This is a genomic window from Klebsiella sp. H-Nf2 (assembly GCF_002806645.1).
Taxonomy (GTDB): domain Bacteria; phylum Pseudomonadota; class Gammaproteobacteria; order Enterobacterales; family Enterobacteriaceae; genus Klebsiella; species Klebsiella variicola.
In genome coordinates this window covers 712,163-733,864 of sequence record NZ_PIBL01000001.1, presented here as the reverse complement: position 1 = coordinate 733,864, position 21,702 = coordinate 712,163, and the positions used below count along the sequence as shown (strand labels likewise).

General features: G+C 55.1%; 21 protein-coding genes and 1 pseudogene. 12 read left to right on the top strand and 10 right to left on the bottom strand.

Translation table 11 applies throughout. The features are described 5' to 3' along the window. The 3 genes and pseudogenes from CWM58_RS28075 to CWM58_RS03650 all read left to right on the top strand — a co-directional run bounded on the left by CWM58_RS28075 (position 1) and on the right by CWM58_RS03650 (position 1,429). The gene (locus CWM58_RS28075; RefSeq protein WP_129671014.1) at positions 1 to 420 is read left to right on the top strand and encodes a hypothetical protein; all 420 of its coding nucleotides are present in this window, start codon (positions 1 to 3) and stop codon (positions 418 to 420) included. 11 nt (positions 421 to 431) lie between these two features. Further along, positions 432 to 623 (top strand): annotated as a pseudogene (locus tag CWM58_RS03655) (PTS fructose transporter subunit IIC); the annotation flags it as partial. A 185-nt stretch (positions 624 to 808) separates the two neighbouring features. Beyond that, complete coding sequence (locus tag CWM58_RS03650; protein WP_061154568.1) at positions 809 to 1,429, top strand: LysE family translocator; 621 nt, start codon at positions 809 to 811, stop codon at positions 1,427 to 1,429. 62 nt (positions 1,430 to 1,491) lie between these two features. On the opposite strand, the gene CWM58_RS03645 is transcribed toward CWM58_RS03650, so the two are convergent. Then, positions 1,492 to 2,700 carry an MFS transporter gene (locus CWM58_RS03645; protein WP_100680248.1) on the bottom strand — a complete coding sequence of 403 codons (1,209 nt, stop codon included), beginning with the start codon at positions 2,698 to 2,700 and terminating at the stop codon, positions 1,492 to 1,494. A gap of 103 nt (positions 2,701 to 2,803) precedes the next feature. On the opposite strand from CWM58_RS03645, the gene CWM58_RS03640 reads away from it, so the two are divergent. Further along, complete coding sequence (locus tag CWM58_RS03640) at positions 2,804 to 3,706, top strand: LysR family transcriptional regulator (protein WP_100680247.1); 903 nt, start codon at positions 2,804 to 2,806, stop codon at positions 3,704 to 3,706. Positions 3,707 to 3,747: 41 nt separating this feature from the next. Here the strand turns inward: CWM58_RS03640 and CWM58_RS03635 are convergent, their stop codons facing one another. Next, positions 3,748 to 4,635 (bottom strand): LysR family transcriptional regulator, encoded by an 888-nt coding sequence (locus CWM58_RS03635; RefSeq protein ID WP_100680246.1) that lies wholly within the window; start codon positions 4,633 to 4,635, stop codon positions 3,748 to 3,750. Positions 4,636 to 4,794: 159 nt separating this feature from the next. On the opposite strand from CWM58_RS03635, the gene ahlK reads away from it, so the two are divergent. Further along, the gene (gene ahlK, locus CWM58_RS03630; protein ID WP_165785710.1) at positions 4,795 to 5,589 is read left to right on the top strand and encodes an N-acyl homoserine lactonase AhlK; all 795 of its coding nucleotides are present in this window, start codon (positions 4,795 to 4,797) and stop codon (positions 5,587 to 5,589) included. A 104-nt stretch (positions 5,590 to 5,693) separates the two neighbouring features. Here ahlK and tolA read toward each other — a convergent pair whose 3' ends face one another. The 7 genes from tolA to CWM58_RS03595 form a co-directional block, all read right to left on the bottom strand. Then, positions 5,694 to 6,122, bottom strand: a complete 429-nt coding sequence (gene tolA / locus CWM58_RS03625) for a cell envelope integrity protein TolA (RefSeq protein WP_061154573.1) — start codon at positions 6,120 to 6,122, stop codon at positions 5,694 to 5,696. Positions 6,123 to 6,233: 111 nt separating this feature from the next. Continuing rightward, on the bottom strand, positions 6,234 to 7,376 hold the full coding sequence (locus tag CWM58_RS03620) for a M20 family metallopeptidase (RefSeq protein WP_100680245.1): 1,143 nt from the start codon (positions 7,374 to 7,376) through the stop codon (positions 6,234 to 6,236). Then, the gene (locus CWM58_RS03615) at positions 7,376 to 8,131 is read right to left on the bottom strand and encodes a glutamine amidotransferase (RefSeq protein WP_100680244.1); all 756 of its coding nucleotides are present in this window, start codon (positions 8,129 to 8,131) and stop codon (positions 7,376 to 7,378) included. Before CWM58_RS03615 ends, CWM58_RS03620 begins: the two co-directional genes overlap by 1 nt. A gap of 14 nt (positions 8,132 to 8,145) precedes the next feature. Beyond that, on the bottom strand, positions 8,146 to 9,225 hold the full coding sequence (locus CWM58_RS03610) for a phosphotriesterase (protein WP_100680243.1): 1,080 nt from the start codon (positions 9,223 to 9,225) through the stop codon (positions 8,146 to 8,148). Positions 9,226 to 9,228: 3 nt separating this feature from the next. Further along, a complete protein-coding gene (locus tag CWM58_RS03605; protein ID WP_016161045.1) occupies positions 9,229 to 10,230 on the bottom strand; it encodes an ABC transporter permease in 1,002 nt (333 codons plus the stop codon). A gap of 18 nt (positions 10,231 to 10,248) precedes the next feature. Continuing rightward, positions 10,249 to 10,995: an ATP-binding cassette domain-containing protein gene (locus CWM58_RS03600; RefSeq protein WP_004198552.1), complete on the bottom strand. Its 747-nt coding sequence runs from the start codon at positions 10,993 to 10,995 to the stop codon at positions 10,249 to 10,251. Between the two features lie 380 nt (positions 10,996 to 11,375). After that, positions 11,376 to 12,398 carry a LacI family DNA-binding transcriptional regulator gene (locus CWM58_RS03595; RefSeq protein ID WP_004190069.1) on the bottom strand — a complete coding sequence of 341 codons (1,023 nt, stop codon included), beginning with the start codon at positions 12,396 to 12,398 and terminating at the stop codon, positions 11,376 to 11,378. 345 nt (positions 12,399 to 12,743) lie between these two features. On the opposite strand from CWM58_RS03595, the gene CWM58_RS03590 reads away from it, so the two are divergent. Beyond that, positions 12,744 to 13,697: a substrate-binding domain-containing protein gene (locus CWM58_RS03590; RefSeq protein ID WP_100680242.1), complete on the top strand. Its 954-nt coding sequence runs from the start codon at positions 12,744 to 12,746 to the stop codon at positions 13,695 to 13,697. Between the two features lies 1 nt (position 13,698). On the opposite strand, the gene CWM58_RS03585 is transcribed toward CWM58_RS03590, so the two are convergent. Next, positions 13,699 to 14,571, bottom strand: a complete 873-nt coding sequence (locus CWM58_RS03585; RefSeq protein WP_023297625.1) for a PfkB family carbohydrate kinase — start codon at positions 14,569 to 14,571, stop codon at positions 13,699 to 13,701. A gap of 26 nt (positions 14,572 to 14,597) precedes the next feature. On the opposite strand from CWM58_RS03585, the gene CWM58_RS03580 reads away from it, so the two are divergent. The 6 genes from CWM58_RS03580 (at position 14,598) to CWM58_RS03555 (ending at position 21,541) form a co-directional block, all read left to right on the top strand. After that, positions 14,598 to 15,443, top strand: coding sequence for a BtpA/SgcQ family protein (locus CWM58_RS03580; protein ID WP_100680241.1), 846 nt, complete (start codon positions 14,598 to 14,600; stop codon positions 15,441 to 15,443). Further along, positions 15,443 to 16,087, top strand: coding sequence for a TenA family protein (locus CWM58_RS03575; protein WP_100680240.1), 645 nt, complete (start codon positions 15,443 to 15,445; stop codon positions 16,085 to 16,087). Before CWM58_RS03580 ends, CWM58_RS03575 begins: the two co-directional genes overlap by 1 nt. 377 nt (positions 16,088 to 16,464) lie before the next feature. After that, positions 16,465 to 18,075: an ABC transporter substrate-binding protein gene (locus CWM58_RS03570; protein ID WP_100680239.1), complete on the top strand. Its 1,611-nt coding sequence runs from the start codon at positions 16,465 to 16,467 to the stop codon at positions 18,073 to 18,075. Beyond that, on the top strand, positions 18,053 to 19,015 hold the full coding sequence (locus CWM58_RS03565; RefSeq protein ID WP_087731645.1) for an ABC transporter permease: 963 nt from the start codon (positions 18,053 to 18,055) through the stop codon (positions 19,013 to 19,015). The genes CWM58_RS03570 and CWM58_RS03565 overlap by 23 nt, the downstream gene beginning before the upstream one ends. Beyond that, a complete protein-coding gene (locus tag CWM58_RS03560; protein ID WP_077264152.1) occupies positions 19,008 to 19,871 on the top strand; it encodes an ABC transporter permease in 864 nt (287 codons plus the stop codon). The genes CWM58_RS03565 and CWM58_RS03560 overlap by 8 nt, the downstream gene beginning before the upstream one ends. After that, positions 19,868 to 21,541: a dipeptide ABC transporter ATP-binding protein gene (locus CWM58_RS03555; RefSeq protein ID WP_100680238.1), complete on the top strand. Its 1,674-nt coding sequence runs from the start codon at positions 19,868 to 19,870 to the stop codon at positions 21,539 to 21,541. Before CWM58_RS03560 ends, CWM58_RS03555 begins: the two co-directional genes overlap by 4 nt. Positions 21,542 to 21,702: the final 161 nt, after the last annotated feature.

Genomic DNA, 21,702 nt, shown 5'->3' with positions numbered 1-21,702 from the left:
ATGATATGCATACGTTCTTTGCTAATCTTATTTCTTCTGTCTATTTCTGGCTGCAAGTTATTAAGCCCAAACGCTGAGTATATCCCAGGTAATGAGGCATTAACAGAAGCACTAGTAGGGAAGCCGTATTTTTTTAAAATTAAGATTCTGGGCGGGCGCGTTATTGGTGGGCCGCAAAGAAAAGTAGGGAGTGTTGTTCCCGATGATGCAGGTATTTCTTTACGTAATTGTAAATTGCCTGAATCGGTAATTACAAAGGCCACAACGGATACTACAGATCATAATTGTGTTGAAGTCTATGGTGTCGCAACCAAACCTGGCCCCATAAAAATAACTATTAATGGTGGAATGTATGGAAGCATGATAGCTCCAGCAAGCTATTTCAGTAAAGGCTATCTGCTGAACGTGGTTAAGCCCTGATGAAGAGAGCAGTTTATTTTAGTGGGGTACTGATGATCCCCACCATGTCACACCCGATGGCTGGCATTATGGCCCTGCTGGTGAATATTGTTGTTACCGCCACGGTTTATGCTGTCATCAAAAAAGATATTCCGCGTGATGTGATGGTTACTCATGATCACGAAGAAGAGGATATCGACCTTGATGATATTAAAGTGAGCTAACTTACCCCTGTATTATTTTATCAATGGCGTTGAGCTAGTCCTGCAACTCAGCCCATAACCGAGTGGTCCTCAGTTATGGGCTGAGTTGCGTCAGGTAGACGCCTGGGTAAAAGTGGAGCAGGGTGAACATTGTTGTTGCAAAAATGTGAACGCTTCAGTAGCCTTGTCTCTTTCGGAGACAGGAAATGCTCGTCACTGATTCACTTCTTGCTTACACCCTCGCTGCCACACTGCTTACCCTGACGCCAGGTCTTGATACTGCTCTTATTCTCCGCACGGCGACCGCTGAAGGTGGACGCAAAGCCTTGCATGCCGCGTTAGGCATTGATCTTGGATGCTTTATCTGGGGCGCGCTGGTGGCCTTTGGTTTAGGTGCGCTACTGGCGGTTTCTGAATTGGCTTATACCTTATTGAAATGGTGCGGAGCAGGATACCTTTGTTGGCTGGGCATCCAGTTGCTCCTGCGCCCACGCCAGCAATTTAACACCCACCCGGCCGAATCCAATTCCACAAGTAACTGGTTCCTGCGTGGGATGTTGGGGAATGCGCTTAATCCCAAAATGGGTGTCTTCTACGTTTCGTTTTTGCCCCAGTTTATCCCCGCCGGGCATTCACCCATCAGCTGGACCTTTCTCCTTGTCACCATCCATGTATTGATTGGGACGCTGTGGTCATTAACGCTGATTACTGCCACTCGCTATGCCGCCGGCATCCTGAAAAAACCAGCCGTGGTGAAATGGATGGACCGGACAACCGGCTGCCTGTTTCTGTTGTTTGCCGCGAAGCTGGCCCTGAGCCGGCGGTAGCCACGCAGGGGCGTATGCCCCTGTTTTTTTCGTTTAAAAATGAGCAACCCGCGGAGGGTATACTACTTAGTGATGAAACGATCGCGCACGAACGTACGCTTAGCCAGTTTCTTTTGCAAAACGATGACAATAACTGGGGTTCCTGATGCGGTAATTGCACATACCGCCAACAGCGTGTCCATATTTTGTAGCGCCATACGATGGTCAGGTAACAGAAAAGCAGACAGGAAAAATGCGGCAGTCGTCATCAGATACATCATGGATGTCTGTAATGAAGAGAATCCCGCTCGTTGGTTGTTATCAGGAAACTGAATCGTCACCGCCGACGATGACACCAGACGACTGTAAGCTGCGCCGAGAAATAACGTAATAAATAGCGCCGGATGCGGATAGCCCAGCAGGGGGATCAGCAAGCTCAGGATAAAAACGAGGGTTGACCCGGTCGCCAAACTCAAAGCAGAAAAACGAGAGGTTAATGCACCTGTCATTCTGGTAGACAGATACCCTGCCAGACCCCCGCCGAAGAACAACCAGGGCAGCAGACCTTGAGAAGCCCCCAACAGCTGCGTCATTAATGGCGCCAGGACAGGAATGATCAGCATTGGACTAAACTGTACCAGCGCATTACCGGAAGCAAACAGTAAAGTATCTACATCGAGGGGCAGCGCGTGGGATGTGTCGAAAGTGACGGGATCCTGAGGAATGATGAAGACGATCAGTGGCAATGCCAACCAACACAGTGTGCAGATTAACCACAACGCGACATGCCAACCGTAATGAGTACACAAAAATAGTACAGCGGGCATCCCCACAATGCTGACCATCGAAAATGACGCAATCACCGTCGCCAACATTTTTCCGCGCAAGTCAGCCGGTGTGTGGTTTATCAAAATAGTGATCCCCACAGCCATTGTCGTACCTCCAACCAGTCCTGCTAAGAAGCGCAATGTAAGAAGAAGAGGAAAACGGGTGGTCAATGTCGTCAACAGTGTCGCCATGGCTAGCAGTACCATATTAGCGATTAAAAAATGCTTCTTATTGCAACGATCAACCCAGTAAAAGGCGATAATTCCTGACAGGACGGCTCCAGATGTGTACATACCGGATACATAGCCTGAGAAGGTGACGGGAACAGCGAAATCAGCAGCCATAAATGTAAAAACAGGGCTGAACATCATATATTCCAGCGCATTAATAAACTGGACAAAAGCGATTACCATAGCAATCCGAATGAGCGTCTTTTGATTAAATGTTGTGGTGACCAGTGGCATAGCAAGCGACCTGTGGATGAAAGATATCCTAGCTTAACTGCTATCAAACTTGTCGATTAGATGGTAAAAATGGCACTCATTATTATCATATGTGGGATAGTTGATGCGGCCAGTCCTGGACTTTAATGCGCTGAAAATCTTCATTGCTGTGGTGGAAAGAGACAGTTTTGTGGGGGCATCGAAAGCCCTGGAAATGCCGACATCAAATGTGAGCCGTTGCATTTCTCAGTTAGAAGACAAACTGAATCTTCAGCTCATTGAACGCAGCACCCGACATATGAAACTCACACAGGCGGGGCATCTACTCTATACCCGGGCGAAGCCATTACTGGAAGCACTTGAGCAAACTGAAACCGAATTAACGTTGCGACAAATGCAATTGAAGGGGCCATTACGTATCTGTATTCCCAATGAAATCGGACCTGTATTGCTGGGCTCTGTTGTTGCTGATTTCGCCTGTCAGCATCCGGACCTGGAGATAAGTTGCGTCACAAATTTGTCGGGTTATGAATCCCTGCGAGATGATCTGGATTTAGCTGTCATTGTTAGCCGTGGTCAGATGGATGACAGTGACTACATCGCCCGTCATCTGGTGACGATCCCTTGCACCATCGTTGCGGCCCCCTCCGTCATCCAGCGTTATGGCACGCCTTCTCGTATACAGCAATTTGAAGAATTACCCTGTATTACAACGGTGAATGCGCTTAAAGGTGCTCCCTGGCAGTTTGTGAATAAAAAGGGCGGATTCGAGACGATCAAGGTTAACGGTCGTTATCGGGTCAACAGCGGAGAGATGGCAGGGCGAGCGGCCATCTCAGGTGTCGGTTTTGCCATCCTATCGAAACAAGCCTGCCAACCCTATATTGATGATGGGCGGTTAATCGAGATTGAATTTGAACAATCGGCAGCCCCCTTGCAATTGTTCGCCCTGTATTCAGATCGGCGTTACTTGCCGGCAAAAACAAGAGCGCTTATTGATTTCATGCATCAGAGATTGAATCGTTAACAAGAGGCCATCTTCAGCGCGCCAGGGAGGCGCTGTTCCATTCAGCCGGCCGGCTCAAGCAACAAACCTTTGAGATACCCCTCCAGCAGAGGGGCACAAATACGCGTTTCATACGACATCATCCCAGCCGGTGGATGGAGCAACCAGGCACTAAAAGGCGGGATAGGATAGTGGCTTAAGAGGGGGATGAGCGCGCCGTGTTCCATTTCTTTTCTGCAAACCGGACTTTGCAAAACACCAATGGCATGTCCCGCTAATAACCAGGTGAGGACACTGCGCCAGTGCGTGGACTGAAATTGAATATTGACGGGAACATTAATGAGTTGATCTTCGGAAGCGATCAATTGAATGCGATTACTGGCGAATACGCCAGAAACAGCAGCAAATGGATAATCTGTCAGCGCATCCGGCGTGTCAGGATGACCCATTTTCGCCAGCAGAGCGGGAGAGGCCAGTAACACTCTGCGCACGGTGCCAAGCGGACGTGCGACAAAAAAGCCTTCGGAGACATCACCTAACCTCAGTGATAAATCGACCCCCTCGGTGACGGGATCGATGACGCGGTCGTTAAAAATAACATCGACCTGCAGCTCCGGATGCTCGTTCTGAAGCTGCAACAATGCAGGCATCAGCAGGCTTTCTCCAGCGGAATAGGGCGCGGCAATACGGATTTTGCCTTGCAGCCCCTGATTTTCCTCATTCACAGAAAGAGCATGCTCTGCCGCCTGAATGGCCGTTTTGCTTCGCTCATAAAACACGTTACCGCTGTGCGTTAGAGACATGTTACGCGTGTTGCGCCTAAGCAAACGTGTCCCAAGATGTGCTTCCAGTTTTTCTATTCTTTCACTCACGGCGGGCTGGCCAATGCCGAGATCGCGGGCTGCAGCCGACATGCTGCCCCGTTCAACCACCCTGATAAATATGCGCATTGCTGAGAAGAGATCCATTCACCAATTATATTGGCTTTACCGATAAATGTAAGTGGGAGCAGGCATCTACTGCTTTCCTGCGAAATGATGAAAAATCCAGACTCAAGGCTGAGTCAGGCTAAATTTCAATCTATTTTATTGATTTATTGGTGGAAAATAATCATGTCAGAGATAAAGCTTTTTATGTTCCAGTCAGGAACACAGCATTGTCGATATCAGCATATCCGGATGAATCAAGGTGTGGGAGAGCATTATGAGATCCCTGTCCCCTGGTTTCTGCTGACCCATCCGGATGGTTTTACGCTGATTGACGGCGGTCTGGCTGTCGAAGGATTGAAAGATCCCAGTGGTTATTGGGGAAGTGCTGTAGAGCAGTTTAAACCGGTGATGTCAGAAGAACAGGGTTGCTTGGAACAACTTAAGAGGATTGGCATTGCCCCTGAGGATATCCGCTATGTGGTCCTGTCCCATTTGCACTCTGATCATACGGGAGCAATTGGTCGCTTCCCCCATGCTACGCATGTTGTTCAGAAGCAAGAGTATGAATATGCCTTTGCTCCTGACTGGTTTACTTCGGGAGCCTATTGCCGACGTGATTTCGATCGTCCCCAACTTAACTGGCTTTTTCTTAACGGGTTGTCCGATGATCACTATGACCTTTACGGTGATGGCACGCTGCAGTGTATTTTCACCCCAGGGCATTCACCGGGCCATCAATCTTTTCTTATCCGCTTACCCGGTGGTACAAATTTTACGCTAGCGATTGATGCGGCTTATACCCTAGATCATTACCATGAAAAGGCGCTCCCGGGGCTAATGACGTCAGCTACTGATGTCGCTCAGTCAGTGCGAAAGCTGCGTCAGCTTACCGAGCGATATCATGCAGTATTCATACCCGGCCACGATCCTGAAGAATGGAAAAAAAACAGGCTTGCTCCAGCCTGTTACTATTGAATCATTCCACGCTGATCGCCAAAAAGCGTCTGTTAAGCAGGGCTGTCAGCTTATCTTGTTCGAAATGGCCCTGGTGATGGCCGGGGCCATTTCTGCGGGCAAGCTCAGGGCTTCACGTCCAGCACGACATGACTGAATGTTTGATAGGTTTTTTCGTCCGGCGCGGGCGGGATGTTGGCTTTTTTCAGCGCGGACATCACCTGCGCGCAGAATGGCCGATCGCCGCTCTCGACCGTTGGATCCTGCACTGTCCCGTCACGCTGTAGCGTAAAGCGCACCGAGCATTTTTGCCCTTGCCAGGAGGCCGGCTGGTCTATGTTAGCGAAGATAGCCGCCTGGATCCGCGCCAGATAGCGTGAGGCATTGGCCTGGGGTGAAGTATCGGAACCCGTTTGATAATCGCGAAGCATCTTATCCACTTCCGCCGATATTTTAGCGTCTTCGGCGCTGTCCGGCGCAGAAGCACGACCCGAGCAGGCGGAAAGGAGTAAAGAGAGGGTGCAAACGAGCACCGCGTTGATCTTCACGGTCATGGTAAGCCTCCTTGCTGGTGGTAGTACCGTCGTGTACGAGGCGGTTATCCTCTGTTATTCCGCGATATTATTCAAACGCTGATTGCATGGCACACGTTTTCAGTGACAGTGTCACTCATTTTTTACTTTCGTCGCGGGTGGTGATGCCATCCAGTCGCGAATAATGTCACCGTATAGTTGTTCGGCCTCCGCCAGTCGGCTGAGCAGGCAGTACTCGTCGGTTTGATGCGCCATCGACGGCTCGCCGGGGCCGAGAATAATACAGGGCGGATCGCCCAATGCAGGCAGCAGCAGCGAGGCGTCGGTAAAGTAGGGCACCACGCGCGGCGCAATCGGCTTAGCGTGCAGCGGCTGACAGCGTTGGTAAACCTGCTTTATCCACGCGTGATCCTCCCGGCTCAGGACGGCGGGCAGGTCGACCAGCGTGGAGACGGTGACGCTTTCGCCAAGCAGCGTCGTCAAGCGCTCCCGGATAGTTGCGTGCTGTAAATTGGGCGCGCTGCGGATATCGACATCAAAACGCGTGCGGTCCGGTACGGAATTAATATTGAGTCCGCCTTCTATGCGTCCGACGTTGAGGGTGGGTTGCTTCATTAGCGGATGCGGCTCGCCTGGCGAAAAATGCTGAATCTTACCCAGCGCATCCGCCGCAAGATAGATAGCATTGATCCCCAGCTCCGGCATCGCGCCGTGGGCGGTTTTCCCCCGCGTTTCGCAGCGCAGCCAGAGCGCGCCTTTATGGCCGATAACCGGATAGTTGGCGGTGGGCTCACCGACGATCAGCGCGCCCACCTCCGGCAATGTCGCGGAGGCGATCAGCGCCCGCGCGCCGTCGCAACCGGTCTCTTCTCCGCCAGTTATCAGCAATACCGCGCCGCGTCCGGCGAGGATCGCTTCCCGCTGATGAACGCAGGCGACGGCAAACGCCGCTATCGCCGCTTTCATATCGCTGGATCCGCGGCCATAAAGACGCCCATCTTCCATCTGCGAGCCAAAAGGATCGTACTGCCAGCGGGCATTTCCCAGCGGGACGGTATCCAGATGGCCGGTAAAGGCCAACAGTTTGCCGGTCTTCGCCCCGGGCAGGCTGGCGATAAGGTTGCTGCGTCCCTCGCCGAACGACGACAGCGAAACCTCAAAACCGCTATCGTCAAGCCAGTCGGCGAAGAACCGCATGCAATCGGCTTCGCTGCCCGGCGGGTTGATGGTGTTAAAGCCCAGCAGCTGCCGGGCGAGCTCAAGGGTCGCGGTCATCAGCGGCGTTCCGTCAGCCAGTCGAGGCAGTTAATCCACAGCTGGCGATAGCCGGGCCATTTGGCAAACTCTTCCGGCAGCCAGTGCGCTGACATGTCGCTGGTCCACACCAGCGAGCGACCCTGCTGATATTCGCGAACAGCCAGCAGCGGATGACCGGTACCGGCCACGGTCGCCAGCAGTTTGCCTTCCGGGTGCATTTCAACTTCGTTATAGCCCAGCAGCCACGGCCATTCGCCCGGAATATCGTTAAACAGGGGGTGAGACTCCGTCACTTCGGCATAGCAGCCTTCCGGGGTTTCAATGCGATCGTCCCAGGCCAGGCAGCGTACCGGCAGCACTTTCTCCACCGCGGTATGGCGGTAGCGCGCACCACCGTTGATTCCCTGGAAGCTGTAATAGCCGCCGATCATCATCAGCGCTCCCCCGTCAGCCACGTAATCATGCAGGAGCGTTAAACGGTTGGCGGTTCGGCGGCTCTTCAGCCAGGTGTCCGGATGCAGCAGCAGCGTATTGGCGCCAATGTCCGAAAGAATAATCGCATCCCACTCCTGCAGCGCGTCCAGCGTCAGCGGAAAGTCGGTCGCCGCCGCGTGGGCGGTCATATAGGTAATGGCATAGGGACTGTCGGCGAGCGCGGCCAGAAAGTCCGTTGCGCCGGTGTGCCAGGTGGCGGTGGCAAACTGGTCGAAGCCTTTAACGTGCGTTGACGTGCTGGTCCAGGACTCACCGACCAGTAAGATTTTTTTCTGCATGATGACGTTTCCTTTTATCCGCCAAAGACCCGCTGGGGGTTTCCAATCATTAAGGTTTCAAGTTGTTCGCCGCTGATGCCGTGGCGCCGCAGACGCGGAACAAAATGCTTGAGTATGTAGCCGTAACCGTGGCCGCCGTAGCGGGTAAGCATGGTTTTCAGGAAGACGTCCTGCGACAGCAGAATTTGCTGGATATAGCCGTCGTCAATCAGCTCGCGGATCGCGCGGGCATTCTCCTCGTCGGAGGGCGACTGCGCCGATTCGTCGGCGTAGTAATAGCTCATGCCGATCATGTCGTACTCAAGAAACGCCCCGCGCTGCGCCAGTTCGCGCTGGTAGCGCTTATCGGCAAAGCTGGGATTCATATGGCACAGCACGGTATGGCGTAAATCGGCGCCTTCCTGCTCGAGAATATCCAGCACCCGATGACCCAGCCGCTCCCAGCCAGGCAGATGGACCTCGATCGGCACGCCGGTCGCGGCGCTGGCCCGACCCGCAGCGCGCAGGGATTTCTCCTCATCCGGCGTAAAGCGGCTGGAGATACCGATTTCGCCGATAAGTCCGGCGAGCACCTCCGGTTTCTCCTCCGCACCGCCAAGATCGTAAATCAGCTGCTCGGTCAGTTGTTCGACGCTGCTGATTTTTACCCACTCGGGGTGCGAAGGCTCCAGATAGAGTCCGGTACCCATAATGATGTTCAGACCGGTCAGACGCGCAATGCGTGCTAGCGCTTTCGGATCGCGGCCAATGCCGATATTGGTCGGGTCGACCACCGTTTCTCCGCCAAGGGCGCGATATTTAGTCAGCTCGTCAATCGCAACGTCAACATCAAACAGCTGACAGTTATCGCGGCTCATCAGCGGGTTGAGCGACAGTTCGCCAAGGTTTTCCATTTTCACCGGCATTTCGGCAAGATGGCGATCGCTGCAGCAGCAGGGCGGTACCCATTTGCCGGAGGCATCCAGCAGAATATGCTCATGCATCAGGGTAACGCCCATTTCGTTAATCGGCAGCGGGCCAAGCACAGTCATCACGTAACCGCTGCTGACGCCGAGCGGCAGCGGGGAGGGATGGCGAAAAATTGATCCTTTCATCTGCTATCCTTTTGCCGCGGAGCGCGTCGGGTTGAGAATGCGGGTGTTCAGCCAGATAGCCAGGAGGATAATGGTGCCGGTGGCTATCTGGGTGTAAAACGGCGAAATATGCGACAGGATCAGCCCGTTCTGAATGACCGCAATCGACAGCGCGCCCAGCAGCGTGCCAATAATAGTCCCGAAGCCGCCAAACAGACTGGTGCTGCCAAGCACAACGGCAGCAATGACCTGCAGTTCAAAGCCTTCGCCCTGGTTGGAGGAGCCGCTGCCGAGGCGTGCGGTAATGATCATCCCCGCCAGCGCGGCGGCCATTCCGCTGATGATATAGACCTTCATGGTCACCGCTTTGGTGTTAATACCGCTGCGTCGCGCGCCTTCGGCGTTGGCGCCGATAGCGGTCACGTAGCGGCCAAAGCGCATATGGTTGAGAACGATATGCCCGATCACCAGAATCATCATGCCGATCAGCGCGGGCATAGGGATACCAACTACCCACGCGCGTCCGATAAAGGTAAACAGGCTGTCAGCCGGCACCGGAATCGAGTAGCCCTGGGTGACCAGCAGCGCGATGCCGCGAACCACGGCCAGGGTGGCGAGCGTGACGATAAACGCCGGAATGCCTTCATAGGCAATAAAGAAGCCGTTGATGGCGCCAACGAATCCGCCGAGCAGCAGGCCGCCAAGCAGGACCACCGGCCACGGCAGCCCCCAGTTATTCAGCGCGATAGCGGAGAGTGCGCCGACCAGCGCCAGGGTGGAGCCCACCGACAGATCGATACCGCCGGTGGTAATGACCAGGGTCATTGCCGTTGCGACGATCAGCAGCGGGGCGCTCTGACGGATAATGTTGAGCCAGTTGGTGCCGGTGAGAAAGTTGCTGGTGATCAGCGAAAACACCACGCAGCAGAAGACGAAAAAGAGCGCGATGCTGACCACGCCTGAGTGGTTATGCAGCAGGCGGCGCGGCAGCGAATGCTGGATCATGCGTGAGCTGCTTAAGTTCATGATACTCATCCTGTTACCTCAATGTGCTGCCGCAGAGCGGGCGGTGAATTTTTCGCCCACAATCAGGTTAACGATATCGCTCAGGCTGGTGTCGGACACCCGTCTGTCGGCGACGTTAGTACCTTCATACATCACCATGATCCGGTCACAGACCAGGAACAGGTCCTGCAGGCGGTGGGTAATCAGAATCACGCTCACCCCACGAGCGGAAACGCGGCGAATGAGCTCAAGAACCGCTTCAACTTCCGCGACGGCCAGTGCGGCGGTGGGTTCATCCATAATCAGCACTTTCGGGTCAAAGGCCGCGGCGCGGGCGATGGCAATAGCCTGGCGCTGGCCGCCGGAGAGATTTCGCACCAGCAGGCGAGTATCCGGAATGGAGATCCCGAGCCCTTTAAGCATCTCTCTGGCATCGGCGTGCATTTTGGCCTCGTCGAGAAAGGGGATGCCGAGGACCGATTTCATTGGCTCACGGCCCATAAACAGATTGCCCGCGACATCGACCGTGTCGCAGAGCGACAGATCCTGGTAGACCATCTCGATATGGCAACGGCGCGAATCGGCCGGATTAGTAAACTGCTGCTGTTCACCGTCGATACGAATCGTGCCGCTGGAGGGGATCACCGCGCCAGAGAGCACTTTGGTCAGGGTGGATTTCCCCGCGCCGTTATCGCCCACTAAGCCCAGCACTTCGCCCGGGGCCAGCTCAAGGTTGACTCCGCGCAATGAGCGTATCGACCCGTAGGTCTTGGTGATATTGATCATCTCCACCCTTGGCGGGGTAGTTTGTGGCTGCTGCATCTGATAACTCCCATCGCTGTGGCCGGGAAAATGTTCGCCATCCTGCGGGAGGGACTCTACCCGACACGGTTTACAATCTAGTAAACCGGTTTACCTGCGGAATAGAGCACTCGCCAGTGCAGTCAGGACAAACGCTATGTAAGATATTTGTTCGCCAGTAAGAACATTGCAGCATCCGTGCCAGGGCAGGAACCACACAGCAGCCCTGTAACTTAACCTTATGTATTCAATACACTTAATTGAATACAATCCGGTAAACCGGTTTACTGATTATAGTGAATAAATTGTTAATTGATCGTTTTTTGCGCCAAAAGCGGGCGCTTTTGCGCCATTTTGGGACGGGCTTAACAGATCTTGATCGAGTCGCGGCCAATCCATTCAACCGGCAGGCGGGTTTCCGCAGGGATATCCGGATCGTCGTTTAGCAGGCGCATCATGATGTTCACCGCGGTGCGGCCCAGTTCGCGGGCAGGCTGACGGATAGTGGAGATCCGCGGCTGGGTAAAATCGGCGTAATTGGCGTCATCGAAGCCGACTAACGAAAGCGCTTCCGGCGCCTGGAGCCCGCTGGCGCGCAAGCCGTCGAGCAGACCGAGCACCAGATAGTCGCTGGCGGCGAAGACGGCGGTAGGGCGAACCGGTTGGCTGAACAGGTACCGCAGCGCCTGCTGGCCAAACTCGCGCTGGTAGTCGCCATACATCACCCATTCGGGCGGCCAGCTCAGGCCCGCTTGCTCCATCGCGGTGCAAAAGCCCTGATAGCGCTCGCGGACGCTCATCAGCTTGTCCGGGCCACCGACGAAAGCGATATGGCGATGCCCGGCGGCGATCAGTTTTTCGGTGGCGATCCGCCCGCCCTGGACGTTATCGGCAAACACTTTCGGTACCTTACTGCCGGGAATATCTTCATCCAGCAGGACAATGCGTTCGTGTCGCTGGACCTCCTTACGCAGCAGGCCATTATCGGGGCGGTTGGTGGTGAACAGCAGACCGTCGACCTGGCAGGTATCCAGCCAGCGAATGAACTGGCACTCTTTTTCCGGGTTGTTGCGGGTGATACACAGCACCAGGCTGTAGCCGCTGGCAGAAGCGGCCTCTTCGGCAGCGTCGGCCAGTTCGGCAAAGAAGGGGTTGGTAATATCGGGAAGCACCAGGCCAAGCGTTTCGCTGCCGCCTTTGCTAAGACGGCGTGCCAGGCTATTGCCGCGATAGTCCAGTTCGCGAATGGCGGTTTCGATGCGGTCGATGGTGTCCTGTGGCAGCACAATACTGTTGTTCATATAGCGCGACAGGGTCGCCTTCGACAGCCCGGCCAGCTTTGCCACATCGGATAACAATACGCGTTTTATACTCATTTCCTGCGCCATTTCTGCCAGAATCGGCTATCTGTAACATAGTTAAGCGCGGTGGATACAGCAATTTCTCTGCGAACAATCACCAAAAATAAATGCTTGACAAATTTTAATCAGAAGAGAATTGTATAGGCAGTTTACCGCATCATCCGGGAAGTCATTCCCAACCCCGTTTAAGTTATTCCAGTCGCGCACCGACACGGACCGGTTGCCGGGATGACATTAAGCAGGTATCCGCCGAACGTTCAATGATTGTTCTGGCGATATAGACGATATTTGCCCGCCAAAAAAATAATCCTTCTGCGTTCGCATGCGGCGCGGAACTCTGCTGGCTATCAACTATTCCCGACGAGGATACTGATGATGTTATTTCACACCGGAAAACTGCGTTTACTTGCTGTCGCCACGACCATGCTGGCATCAATGAGTTTTATTTCTGCCGCCAGCGCTGCCGGTCCGACTTATGCGCTGGTACAAATCAACCAACAGGCGCTGTTCTTTAATCTGATGAATAAAGGCGCACAGGATGCGGCCAAAGCCAGTGGCAAGGATTTAGTTATTTTTAACTCTAACGATAATCCCGTGGCGCAAAACGACGCGATAGAAAACTATATTCAGCAAGGCGTTAAAGGCATTCTGGTTGCTGCTATCGACGTTAACGGGATCATGCCAGCGGTTAAAGAAGCTGCCGCCGCAAACATTCCGGTGATTGCGATTGATGCCGTATTACCGGCCGGGCCACAGGCAGCTCAGGTCGGCGTTGATAATATTGAAGGCGGCAGAATTATTGGTCAATACTTCGTGGACTACGTGCAGAAAGAGATGGGCGGCCAGGCGCGACTGGGTATTGTCGGTGCGCTGAATTCGGCCATTCAGAACCAGCGGCAGAAAGGGTTCGAAGAGACGCTGAAAAGCAATCCGAAGATTACTATCGCTAACGTGGTCGACGGGCAGAACGTGCAGGATAAAGCGATGACCGCGGCGGAAAACCTGATCACCGGTAACCCGGATCTGACAGCGATTTATGCCACCGGCGAACCCGCGCTGCTCGGCGCTATCGCCGCCGTAGAAAACCAGGGACGGCAGAAGGATATTAAAGTCTTTGGCTGGGATCTGACGGCGAAGGCGATTTCCGGTATTGACGGCGGCTACGTCACCGCCGTACTGCAGCAGGACCCGGAAAAGATGGGCGCCGAAGCCCTGAATGCGCTGAACAGCATCACGTCGGGTAAAACCGTGCAGAAAACCATTCTGGTTCCGGCGACGGTGGTGACCAAAGCGAACGTCGATTCATACCGTCCGCTGTTTAAGTAGGTCAGCGCGCCCCGTCCGTGGTTAACAGGGCGGCGAGCTCACGGCTGCCGGGAAACGCGCTGAGCGTCCCCCGGCGGCTAACGGTAATGGCGGCAGCGCGACTGGCGTGCGCCAGCGCCAGCGCATCCGGCGCGACGCCGCGCAGCAGGGCGGAGGCCAGCATGACGGCGAGGAACGTGTCGCCCGCGCCGGTAGTGTCAAGCGCCTCGGCGGGCACGGCGGGACAAAACTGACGCTGGCCCTCCTGGACCAGCCAGGCGCCTGCGGCGCCCTGGGTAATCACTAAGGTTTTCACCCCGTATGGCTGGAGCAGCTCGGCCTCGGATTCATTGACCACCGCGATGTCGATGAGCGGCCACAGATGGCAAAAGTCAGGATTGACAGGTGAGGGGTTGAATACCGTCGTCATGCCGCGGCTTCTGGCGTACTGGAACAGCGCCCGCGTTTTATCGAGGGAGAAATTGCCCTGCTGTAGCAGAATATCGCCAGCGACGGCATCCGCCATATGCGGAATAATTTCATCCAGGCTGAATGTATCGGCAGCCGCCGTAGTGGTAATAATGGCGTTGTCGCCATCAGCGCTATTTAAAATAATCGAGGTATCGCTATGTTGATTGAAATGGCCGTCGGGTAGTAGCGTCAGTGGTTCATTTTTTATCTGTTGGCGGATCCACGCGCCGTTGCTGTCATTTCCCGTGGCGGCAATTAAACGCGTCTCTATTCCGCAGCGGGATAATATAATCGCCTGGTTCGCGCCTTTACCGCCGATATCCTGCGAAACTTTAACGCCGTGAATGGAAGCCCCTTTTTTCGGTATATCCGGAATGGACCAGGTTTCATCTACGGTAATATTACCAGTAACGTAAACACGCATAGTGTTCCCTTAACAGGATGGATAAGATGGTTGCTATCTCAGCAGAAAAAACGAATGCAATACAAGCTATTTTTTCACGAAGCAAGGCTGTTATTGGCGTTATTCATTGTGACCCATTCCCTGGCGCGCCAAAATATCGAGGAAAATCAGTCTCTGATATTGTTGAACGTGCACTTCGCGATGCTGAAAATTATATTTCAGGTGGTGTTCATGGTCTGATTATTGAAAACCATGGCGATATTCCTTTCTCTAAACCTGAGGACATCGGCCATGAAACCTCAGCGCTGATGGCGGTCATTACCGAGAAAGTTCGTGAGCGTTTTGCTGTGCCGCTGGGTATTAACGTCCTCGCTAACGCGGCGATCCCGGCAATGGCGATCGCCCTGGCGGGAGGCGCCGATTTCGTCCGCGTAAACCAGTGGGCCAACGCCTATATCGCCAACGAAGGATTTATTGAAGGGGCGGCCGCTAAGGCGCTGCGCTACCGCAGTATGCTGCGCGCTGAACATATTCGCGTTTTTGCCGATAGCCACGTTAAGCACGGTAGCCATGCCATTGTCGCCGATCGTTCGATTCAGGAGCTGACGCGCGATGTCGATTTCTTCGAGGCTGACGCGGTGATCGCCACCGGTCAGCGTACGGGCGATAGCGCCACGATGGGGGAAATTGACGAGATACGCGCGGCGACGGAGCTACCACTCCTGGTGGGTTCCGGGCTGACGCCGGCTAACGTGAAGCAGATCCTCGGGCGGACTCAGGGGGTCATTGTGGCCAGTACAATGAAGGTCGATGGCGTCTGGTGGAACGATGTTGAGCTGGCCCGGGTGAAGCATTTTATGTCGGTCGCGCAGGCCGCGCTGGAGGAAGCTTAATGAAAACGTTTAGCGAACGCCTGCTGCGCGAACATCAACCGGCGTGGCAGGCGATGCAGCAGCACCCGTTTGTGACTGATATCGAACAGGATCGTCTGCCGACAGCCGTCTTCAACCGCTATCTGGTGTTTGAGGGCAACTTTGTCGCGACGGCAATCGCGATATTTGCCCTCGGGGTCAGCAAAGCGCCGGGTATTCATCAGCAGCGCTGGCTGATTGGCGTGCTGAATGCCCTGGTTGATATACAGATCGCGTGGTTTGAACAGGTGTTGTCAGCGCGGCAGATCGAACCCGCTGAGTACCCGGATGATTTGCCCGGGGTACGGCGCTTTCGCGACGGTATGCTGCGGACCGCCCGCGAGGGCAGCTATGAGCAGATCGTGACCCTGATGTTCGGTGCGGAGTGGATGTACTCTTGCTGGTGCCGACGGGCGAGCGAACATCATCAGAGCGATGCTGATTTACGACGCTGGGTGGAAATGCACGCGGAGGACGAATTTTATCAGCAGGCTCTCTGGCTAAAGAACGAACTCGACCGCTGCGCCATGGCGCTGAGTGAAGACGAAAAGCAGGCGTTATCGGCGCTTTACGGCGAGGTGCTGCAGTGGGAAATTGATTTCCATCACGCGGCGTACGAGGAGTAGCCGCGAGGTGAATCACAGGGGGCGCCGGAAGCGGCGCCTCCTGAACACGGGTTATATCTCGACGTTCTGCGTCTTGTTGGCGAAACTGACCATCACTGTTAATGCCTATTCTTATTTCACATTTTTATCTTAATAAAGTCGGAGGGTTAATTTAGCTGCCTTCTGACTCTTTTGAGATAAATAATGGCGGAAGAGAGTTTCCATTATTTTATTGGGAGCCTGTAGCTCGGGGTTCTCTTTTTTCTTTTCTTCCCCCTGAAGCAAAAGCTATTTTCAGAAATAGATATAAATTATCCATCGTTACTCGACGGCGGCTCTCCCCCTACAATGGACTTTAATTGCAAGATATTTAACAAAAACCAGGCCAAGGATAAGGGATGAAACGAAGCATTTATTCACAGAACAGTTTATTGCGCATCAGTCTGCTTTCCGCGCTAACGCTTACTGCCAGCTTCACCGCTCTCGCGCAGGATAAACCTGTCGCGGGGGGTGTGCTGACGGTCGCTCTGGGCAGCGATACCCCGATTATTGACCCCTCTATTACCGCTTATTCCGTCACCGCTCTGGTTACGCGTAACGTGGTGGATTCTCTGGTCGGCCAGGCGGAAGATAACAGCTTTACTCCATGGCTGGCGGAACGCTGGGAAATTAAAAACAATAACCGCGAATACACCTTCCATCTTCGTAAGGATGTGACTTTTAGTGATGGCACGAAACTGGATGCTGCGGCGGTAAAATATAACTTTGAACGCATACTCGATCCGAAAACCACCTCCAGTTACTCCAAATCGTTGTTGGGGCCGATTGACGCGATCACTACGCCAGATGAGTACACCGTGGTGATCCGCTATAAAACGCCTTTCGCACCGCTGTTGCAGGGGCTGAGCTTGCCGTATCTCGGTATTCAGTCACCGACTTATCTGCAGAAAACGGCGAATACCAGCAATACCGTGGTCGGTTCCGGTCCCTATATCCTCGAATCGTTTGTCAAAGGCAGCGGGAGTAAACTCAGCAAGCGCGCCGATTACAACTGGGGCCCGGGCTATGCCACCCACAAAGGTCCGGCATGGCTGGATAAGATCGAATTTAAGTACCTGCCGGAGTCAGCGGTGCGGCTTGGCGCGCTGAATAGCGGGCAGGTACAGGTGATCGATGCCATTCCGCCAGTGAATTATGCGCAGGTAAAAAATAACCCGAAGCTGGATGTGATCACCAGGGAAAACCCCGGCGTTCCACGCGTCCTTTATTTGAATAGCGACACAGGGATCTTCAGCGACCTGAAAGTGCGGCAGGCCTTCCAGAGCGCCATCGATCGCACCACTGCCGTTAAAGCCGCGTTCTTTGGCATCCTGAAACCTGCCGACAATATTCTTGGACCCGCTACGCTGGATTACGATCCGGCCATTGCCAGCCAGTGGGGGTTTGATCTGCAAAAAGCCCGCCGTCTTCTGGATGAAGCCGGCTGGCAACAAACCGATAGCGAAGGCTACCGGGTAAAGGAGGGTAAACGCCTTACTGTGCAATTTACCTACTCTTCAAACGATGTCGAAGCCGCTGACGTGACGCTGTTCCAGGCAATTCAATACCAGGTAAAACAAGCCGGTTTTGAACTGAAACTCGATCCGGTGGATTCAGGCATTCTCAGCAGCCGCACGGCGGCTAACCAGTACGACATTATATCGAACTATTTTGTTCGCCCGGAGCCGGATATCCTGCGTACCGTTTTCCACTCCAACTATATTCCGCCGAAGGGGAACAACTTCAGCCGCGTTAAAGCGCTGGATAGCCAACTGGAAACCGCTGTCGGTGCCAGCGAAGCCGAGCGTAAACGCATCTACTATGCCATCCAGCAGCAGATTATCGATCAGGCCTGGGCGGTGCCAATTTACATCCCGGCATATCAGTTAGGGAAAGCCAAACAGGTGCAGGGCATTAGCTGGGCCACGAACGCGAAGCCGAATTTCTATGATGTCTGGATCCAACGCTAAGCTGCTGGCAGCAGGCAAGCGCCTGCTGACCATTTTCGCCGTGCTGTGGGGCGCGGCAACGCTGACGTTTGTTGCGGTAAAACTGATCCCCGGCGATCCTGTGGCGATTCTGATAGGCAGCGCCAACAGCGTTGTGGATGATAGTTTTCGCGAGACGCTGACCCGCCAGTTCGGCCTGGATAAGCCACTGTGGTGGCAATATTTGCGCTACTGTGGCGAGGCGCTGACGGGCAACCTTGGCGTGAGTTACCAGTATCGCCAGCCTGTTGTGCAGGTGATTAGCGCAGCGTTGAAAGAGACGGTGCCGCTGGCCGTCAGCGCCCTGGCACTGGCGCTGGTACTGGCGGTATTTAACGCATTACTGACAGCCGGACGTCATCCGCGTCTGCGGTCTCTGCTTGCCGGGTTGGAGCTGATGCTGCTTAGCACACCGGTGTACTGGATCGGTATCGTGTTGTTGAGCATCTTCAGTTTCAAACTGCAATGGTTTCCGGTGACCGGTAACGATGGCTGGATCGCCCTTGTGCTGCCGGTGGTGACGCTCAGCCTGCCGCTGGCTGCGACACTCAGCCAGGTGCTGCGTGATGGGCTGGAGGAGGCGCTTTCGCAGCCGTTCGCCATGACCGTGCGTACGCGAGGGGTGAGTGAAACTGCGCTGCGCTTACGGCATGCGTTGCGCCATGCCTCGCTGGCGGTGTCGACGCTGACGGGGACGCTGCTGGCCAGCGTATTAGGCGGCTCAATTCTGACCGAAACGGTGTTTGGCCGGGCGGGACTGGGACAAATCACTCTCGGTGCGATTGAGAACCGCGACATGCCCCTGGTGCTGGGGGTGGTGATGTTCTCTGCGCTGTTGTTTGTGGTGATTAACCTGCTGATTGATGCCCTTTATTTACTGATCGATCCCCGTCTACGTCTGCGAGGGCATGCTGATGAGTGATCTTTTACTGCGGGTGGCCCGCCGCGACAGGGGGCGCTATCGTAACCCGTGGCTGGCGCCGGGTACCAGCATTCCGTTGTTACTGGTGCTACTGCTCGTGGTGGCGGTGTTTTTTCCATCGCTATTCACACCGTATACCCCCGAACAGATGGATTTCAGCGCGATTTTGCAACCGCCAGACCTCAGACACTGGTTCGGTACTGACCAGTTGGGGCGTGATGTGTTTACCCGCGTGGTGTATGGCACCTCGCTGTCGCTGAGCATTGGGGTCGGCGCGACCCTGATTGCCAGTGCGGGCGGTATTGTGCTGGGGACACTGGCAGGTCTTGCGCCCAGGGCGGTACGGCAGTTACTCGTGCGGCTACTGGACATTATGCTGGCGTTCCCCGATTTGCTCTTGGCGCTGCTGGCTATCACGGTGTTGGGGCGTGGGCCAGAGAATACCCTGCTGGCGGTCGGACTGGCCGGCATTGCTGGCTATGCCAGGCTGGTGCGCGCGCAAGTGTTGCAGGTCAGGTTATCGGGGTATGTGCAGCATGCGGTGGCGCTGGGTGAGCCGCCAATGGTGATTATTTTGCGCCATATTGTGCCCAATACGCTGCGCCCGCTGCTGGTACTGGCAACGGTGGGGATAGGCTATTCCATATTATCCGCCTCGGCCCTCAGTTTCCTTGGACTTGGGGTGACTCCGCCGACGGCGGAGTGGGGCGCATTGCTCTCTGAGGGACGTAATTTTCTCGATAGCGCCCCGTGGGTCAGCCTGCTGCCCGCCAGCGTTGTCGCGCTGTCGGTGATTGCCATTACGCTGCTGGGCCGACGTGTTCAAACCCTTATTGCCAAAGGCGGGATCGCATGACTACAGAGACCTTCCAGCAACCGCTGTTACAGGTGGCGCAACTGAGCGTCAGCTTCCCCTCGTCGCAGGGGGTGATTGAGGCGGTTAACGCCTTATCGTTTGACGTGCATGCCGGTGAAGTCCTGGCTTTGGTGGGCGAGTCCGGTTCGGGTAAATCCGTCACGGCCCGGACATTAGTCGGGCTGGCGGGGGCCGGAGCGGCTGTTCGCGCCGAGTCCCTGATATTGCAGGGGCACGATGGCCTGTCGCAGAATTTACTGGCGTGCGATGCCCGCCGTTGGCAGCAACTACGCGGGCGCGAAATTGGTTTTGTTTTGCAGGATGCACTGACCTCGCTTGACCCGCTGCGCCGGATTGGTCAGGAAGTCGCGGAGCCGTTGTTGACGCACCGCCTGGAACGGGGGGCGGCAGTTCGCGAACGCGTGGCGGAGCTGTTAACGCAAACCGGCATCCCCGATCCGCATAACCGGATGGCGCAGTACGCACATGAACTCTCCGGTGGCCTGCGCCAACGTGCGCTCATCGTATCGGCGCTGGCGGCGGGGCCGCGATTACTCATTGCCGATGAACCGACTACCGCACTGGATGCCACCGTACAAAAACAAGTTTTGAATGTATTCAGGGCCCTGGCGGATGCCGGGCATGGCGTGCTGCTGATCACCCATGATTTGTCGGTAGTGGCGGATATTGCCGACCGTGTGGTGGTGATGCGGCAGGGCAAAGCGGTGGAGAGCGGCAGCGTGCGGCAGGTGCTGCATGCGCCGCAACACCCTTATACCCGCCGTCTGCTGGCGGCCATTCCCTCTGCCGGTACGCGTGGGAAGTGGTTAACAGGAAACGATCCGTTGGGTCAAACGGTAGTGCGGGAGAACATCAGTACCGACAGCACCACACCCGTGCTGGCTGCCGATAACGTATCACTGGCGTATGTTCTGCCGGATGGCCGTCGCTTGCAGGCCGTCAATCAGGTGACGTTAGAGGTCGCGCAGGGCGAAACGCTGGGCATTGTGGGCGAATCCGGTAGCGGCAAGACCACGCTAGGCAAACTGGCGCTGGCGCTGCAGGCACCGCAACAGGGAGAGATCCTTCTCGCAGGGCAACCATGGAGCAGGCTGACAGAACGTCAGCGTCAGCCGTTGCGGGCACGAATCCAGACGATTGTGCAGGATCCGCTGGGTTCATTTAATCCGCAATATAACGTGGCGCAATTGCTGCAACAGCCTCTGCGCCTGCATACGACGCTCACAGCCGCGGACCGGTTGTCACGTGCGCAGGCGTTGCTGGCGCTGGTTGGTTTAAGTCCCGATCTGCTGACACGACGTCCGGCCACGCTTTCCGGTGGGCAGCTGCAACGTATCGCCATTGCCCAGGCCCTGGCCTGCGAGCCGGATATTCTGATTTGCGACGAGCCGGTGTCGGCGCTGGATGTCACCACCCAGGCGCAAGTATTGGATTTGCTGGTAGCGCTGCAACGCCGTTTGCATCTGTCAATGCTGTTTATCTCTCATGATCTGGGCGTGGTGCAGCATATGAGTCATCGTATTGCGGTGATGAAAGATGGCGAGGTAGTCGAAAGCGGCAGTGTGGATCAAATTTTTCGAGCGCCACGCCACCCGTGGACTCGACAATTGTTATCAGCTGTTGGGCAGACGCCGCTGCGAAATAACTGAGCAGTAAACGTCAAACACCGTTATCAGAAATGGGGTCAATGTTATTCAACACTCTTATCATCTCCAGAGCCCGTTCCAGGCGGTCTTACGTGATAAAGGGCAGGGAAGAGGCACTGGCCCGGCGCTCGATAGTGCCATCCGTACGCAGTGCTCGTTCAGCG

Bases quoted from the DNA above. Each gene is read 5' to 3' on its own strand.
- CWM58_RS03635 (WP_100680246.1), bottom strand. From the start codon at position 4,635: ATGCGCATATTTATCAGGGTGGTTGAACGGGGCAGCATGTCGGCTGCA.
- CWM58_RS03610 (WP_100680243.1), bottom strand. From the start codon at position 9,225: ATGAAAGGATCAATTTTTCGCCATCCCTCCCCGCTGCCGCTCGGCGTC.
- CWM58_RS03650 (WP_061154568.1), top strand. From the start codon at position 809: ATGCTCGTCACTGATTCACTTCTTGCTTACACCCTCGCTGCCACACTG.
- CWM58_RS03575 (WP_100680240.1), top strand. From the start codon at position 15,443: ATGAAAACGTTTAGCGAACGCCTGCTGCGCGAACATCAACCGGCGTGG.
- tolA (WP_061154573.1), bottom strand. From the start codon at position 6,122: ATGACCGTGAAGATCAACGCGGTGCTCGTTTGCACCCTCTCTTTACTC.
- CWM58_RS03605 (WP_016161045.1), bottom strand. From the start codon at position 10,230: ATGAACTTAAGCAGCTCACGCATGATCCAGCATTCGCTGCCGCGCCGC.
- CWM58_RS28075 (WP_129671014.1), top strand. From the start codon at position 1: ATGATATGCATACGTTCTTTGCTAATCTTATTTCTTCTGTCTATTTCT.
- CWM58_RS03645 (WP_100680248.1), bottom strand. From the start codon at position 2,700: ATGCCACTGGTCACCACAACATTTAATCAAAAGACGCTCATTCGGATT.
- CWM58_RS03640 (WP_100680247.1), top strand. From the start codon at position 2,804: ATGCGGCCAGTCCTGGACTTTAATGCGCTGAAAATCTTCATTGCTGTG.
- CWM58_RS03620 (WP_100680245.1), bottom strand. From the start codon at position 7,376: ATGACCGCGACCCTTGAGCTCGCCCGGCAGCTGCTGGGCTTTAACACC.
- CWM58_RS03565 (WP_087731645.1), top strand. From the start codon at position 18,053: ATGATGTCTGGATCCAACGCTAAGCTGCTGGCAGCAGGCAAGCGCCTG.
- CWM58_RS03615 (WP_100680244.1), bottom strand. From the start codon at position 8,131: ATGCAGAAAAAAATCTTACTGGTCGGTGAGTCCTGGACCAGCACGTCA.
- CWM58_RS03590 (WP_100680242.1), top strand. From the start codon at position 12,744: ATGATGTTATTTCACACCGGAAAACTGCGTTTACTTGCTGTCGCCACG.
- CWM58_RS03580 (WP_100680241.1), top strand. From the start codon at position 14,598: ATGGTTGCTATCTCAGCAGAAAAAACGAATGCAATACAAGCTATTTTT.
- CWM58_RS03600 (WP_004198552.1), bottom strand. From the start codon at position 10,995: ATGATCAATATCACCAAGACCTACGGGTCGATACGCTCATTGCGCGGA.
- CWM58_RS03570 (WP_100680239.1), top strand. From the start codon at position 16,465: ATGAAACGAAGCATTTATTCACAGAACAGTTTATTGCGCATCAGTCTG.
- CWM58_RS03560 (WP_077264152.1), top strand. From the start codon at position 19,008: ATGAGTGATCTTTTACTGCGGGTGGCCCGCCGCGACAGGGGGCGCTAT.
- CWM58_RS03595 (WP_004190069.1), bottom strand. From the start codon at position 12,398: ATGGCGCAGGAAATGAGTATAAAACGCGTATTGTTATCCGATGTGGCA.
- CWM58_RS03555 (WP_100680238.1), top strand. From the start codon at position 19,868: ATGACTACAGAGACCTTCCAGCAACCGCTGTTACAGGTGGCGCAACTG.
- CWM58_RS03585 (WP_023297625.1), bottom strand. From the start codon at position 14,571: ATGCGTGTTTACGTTACTGGTAATATTACCGTAGATGAAACCTGGTCC.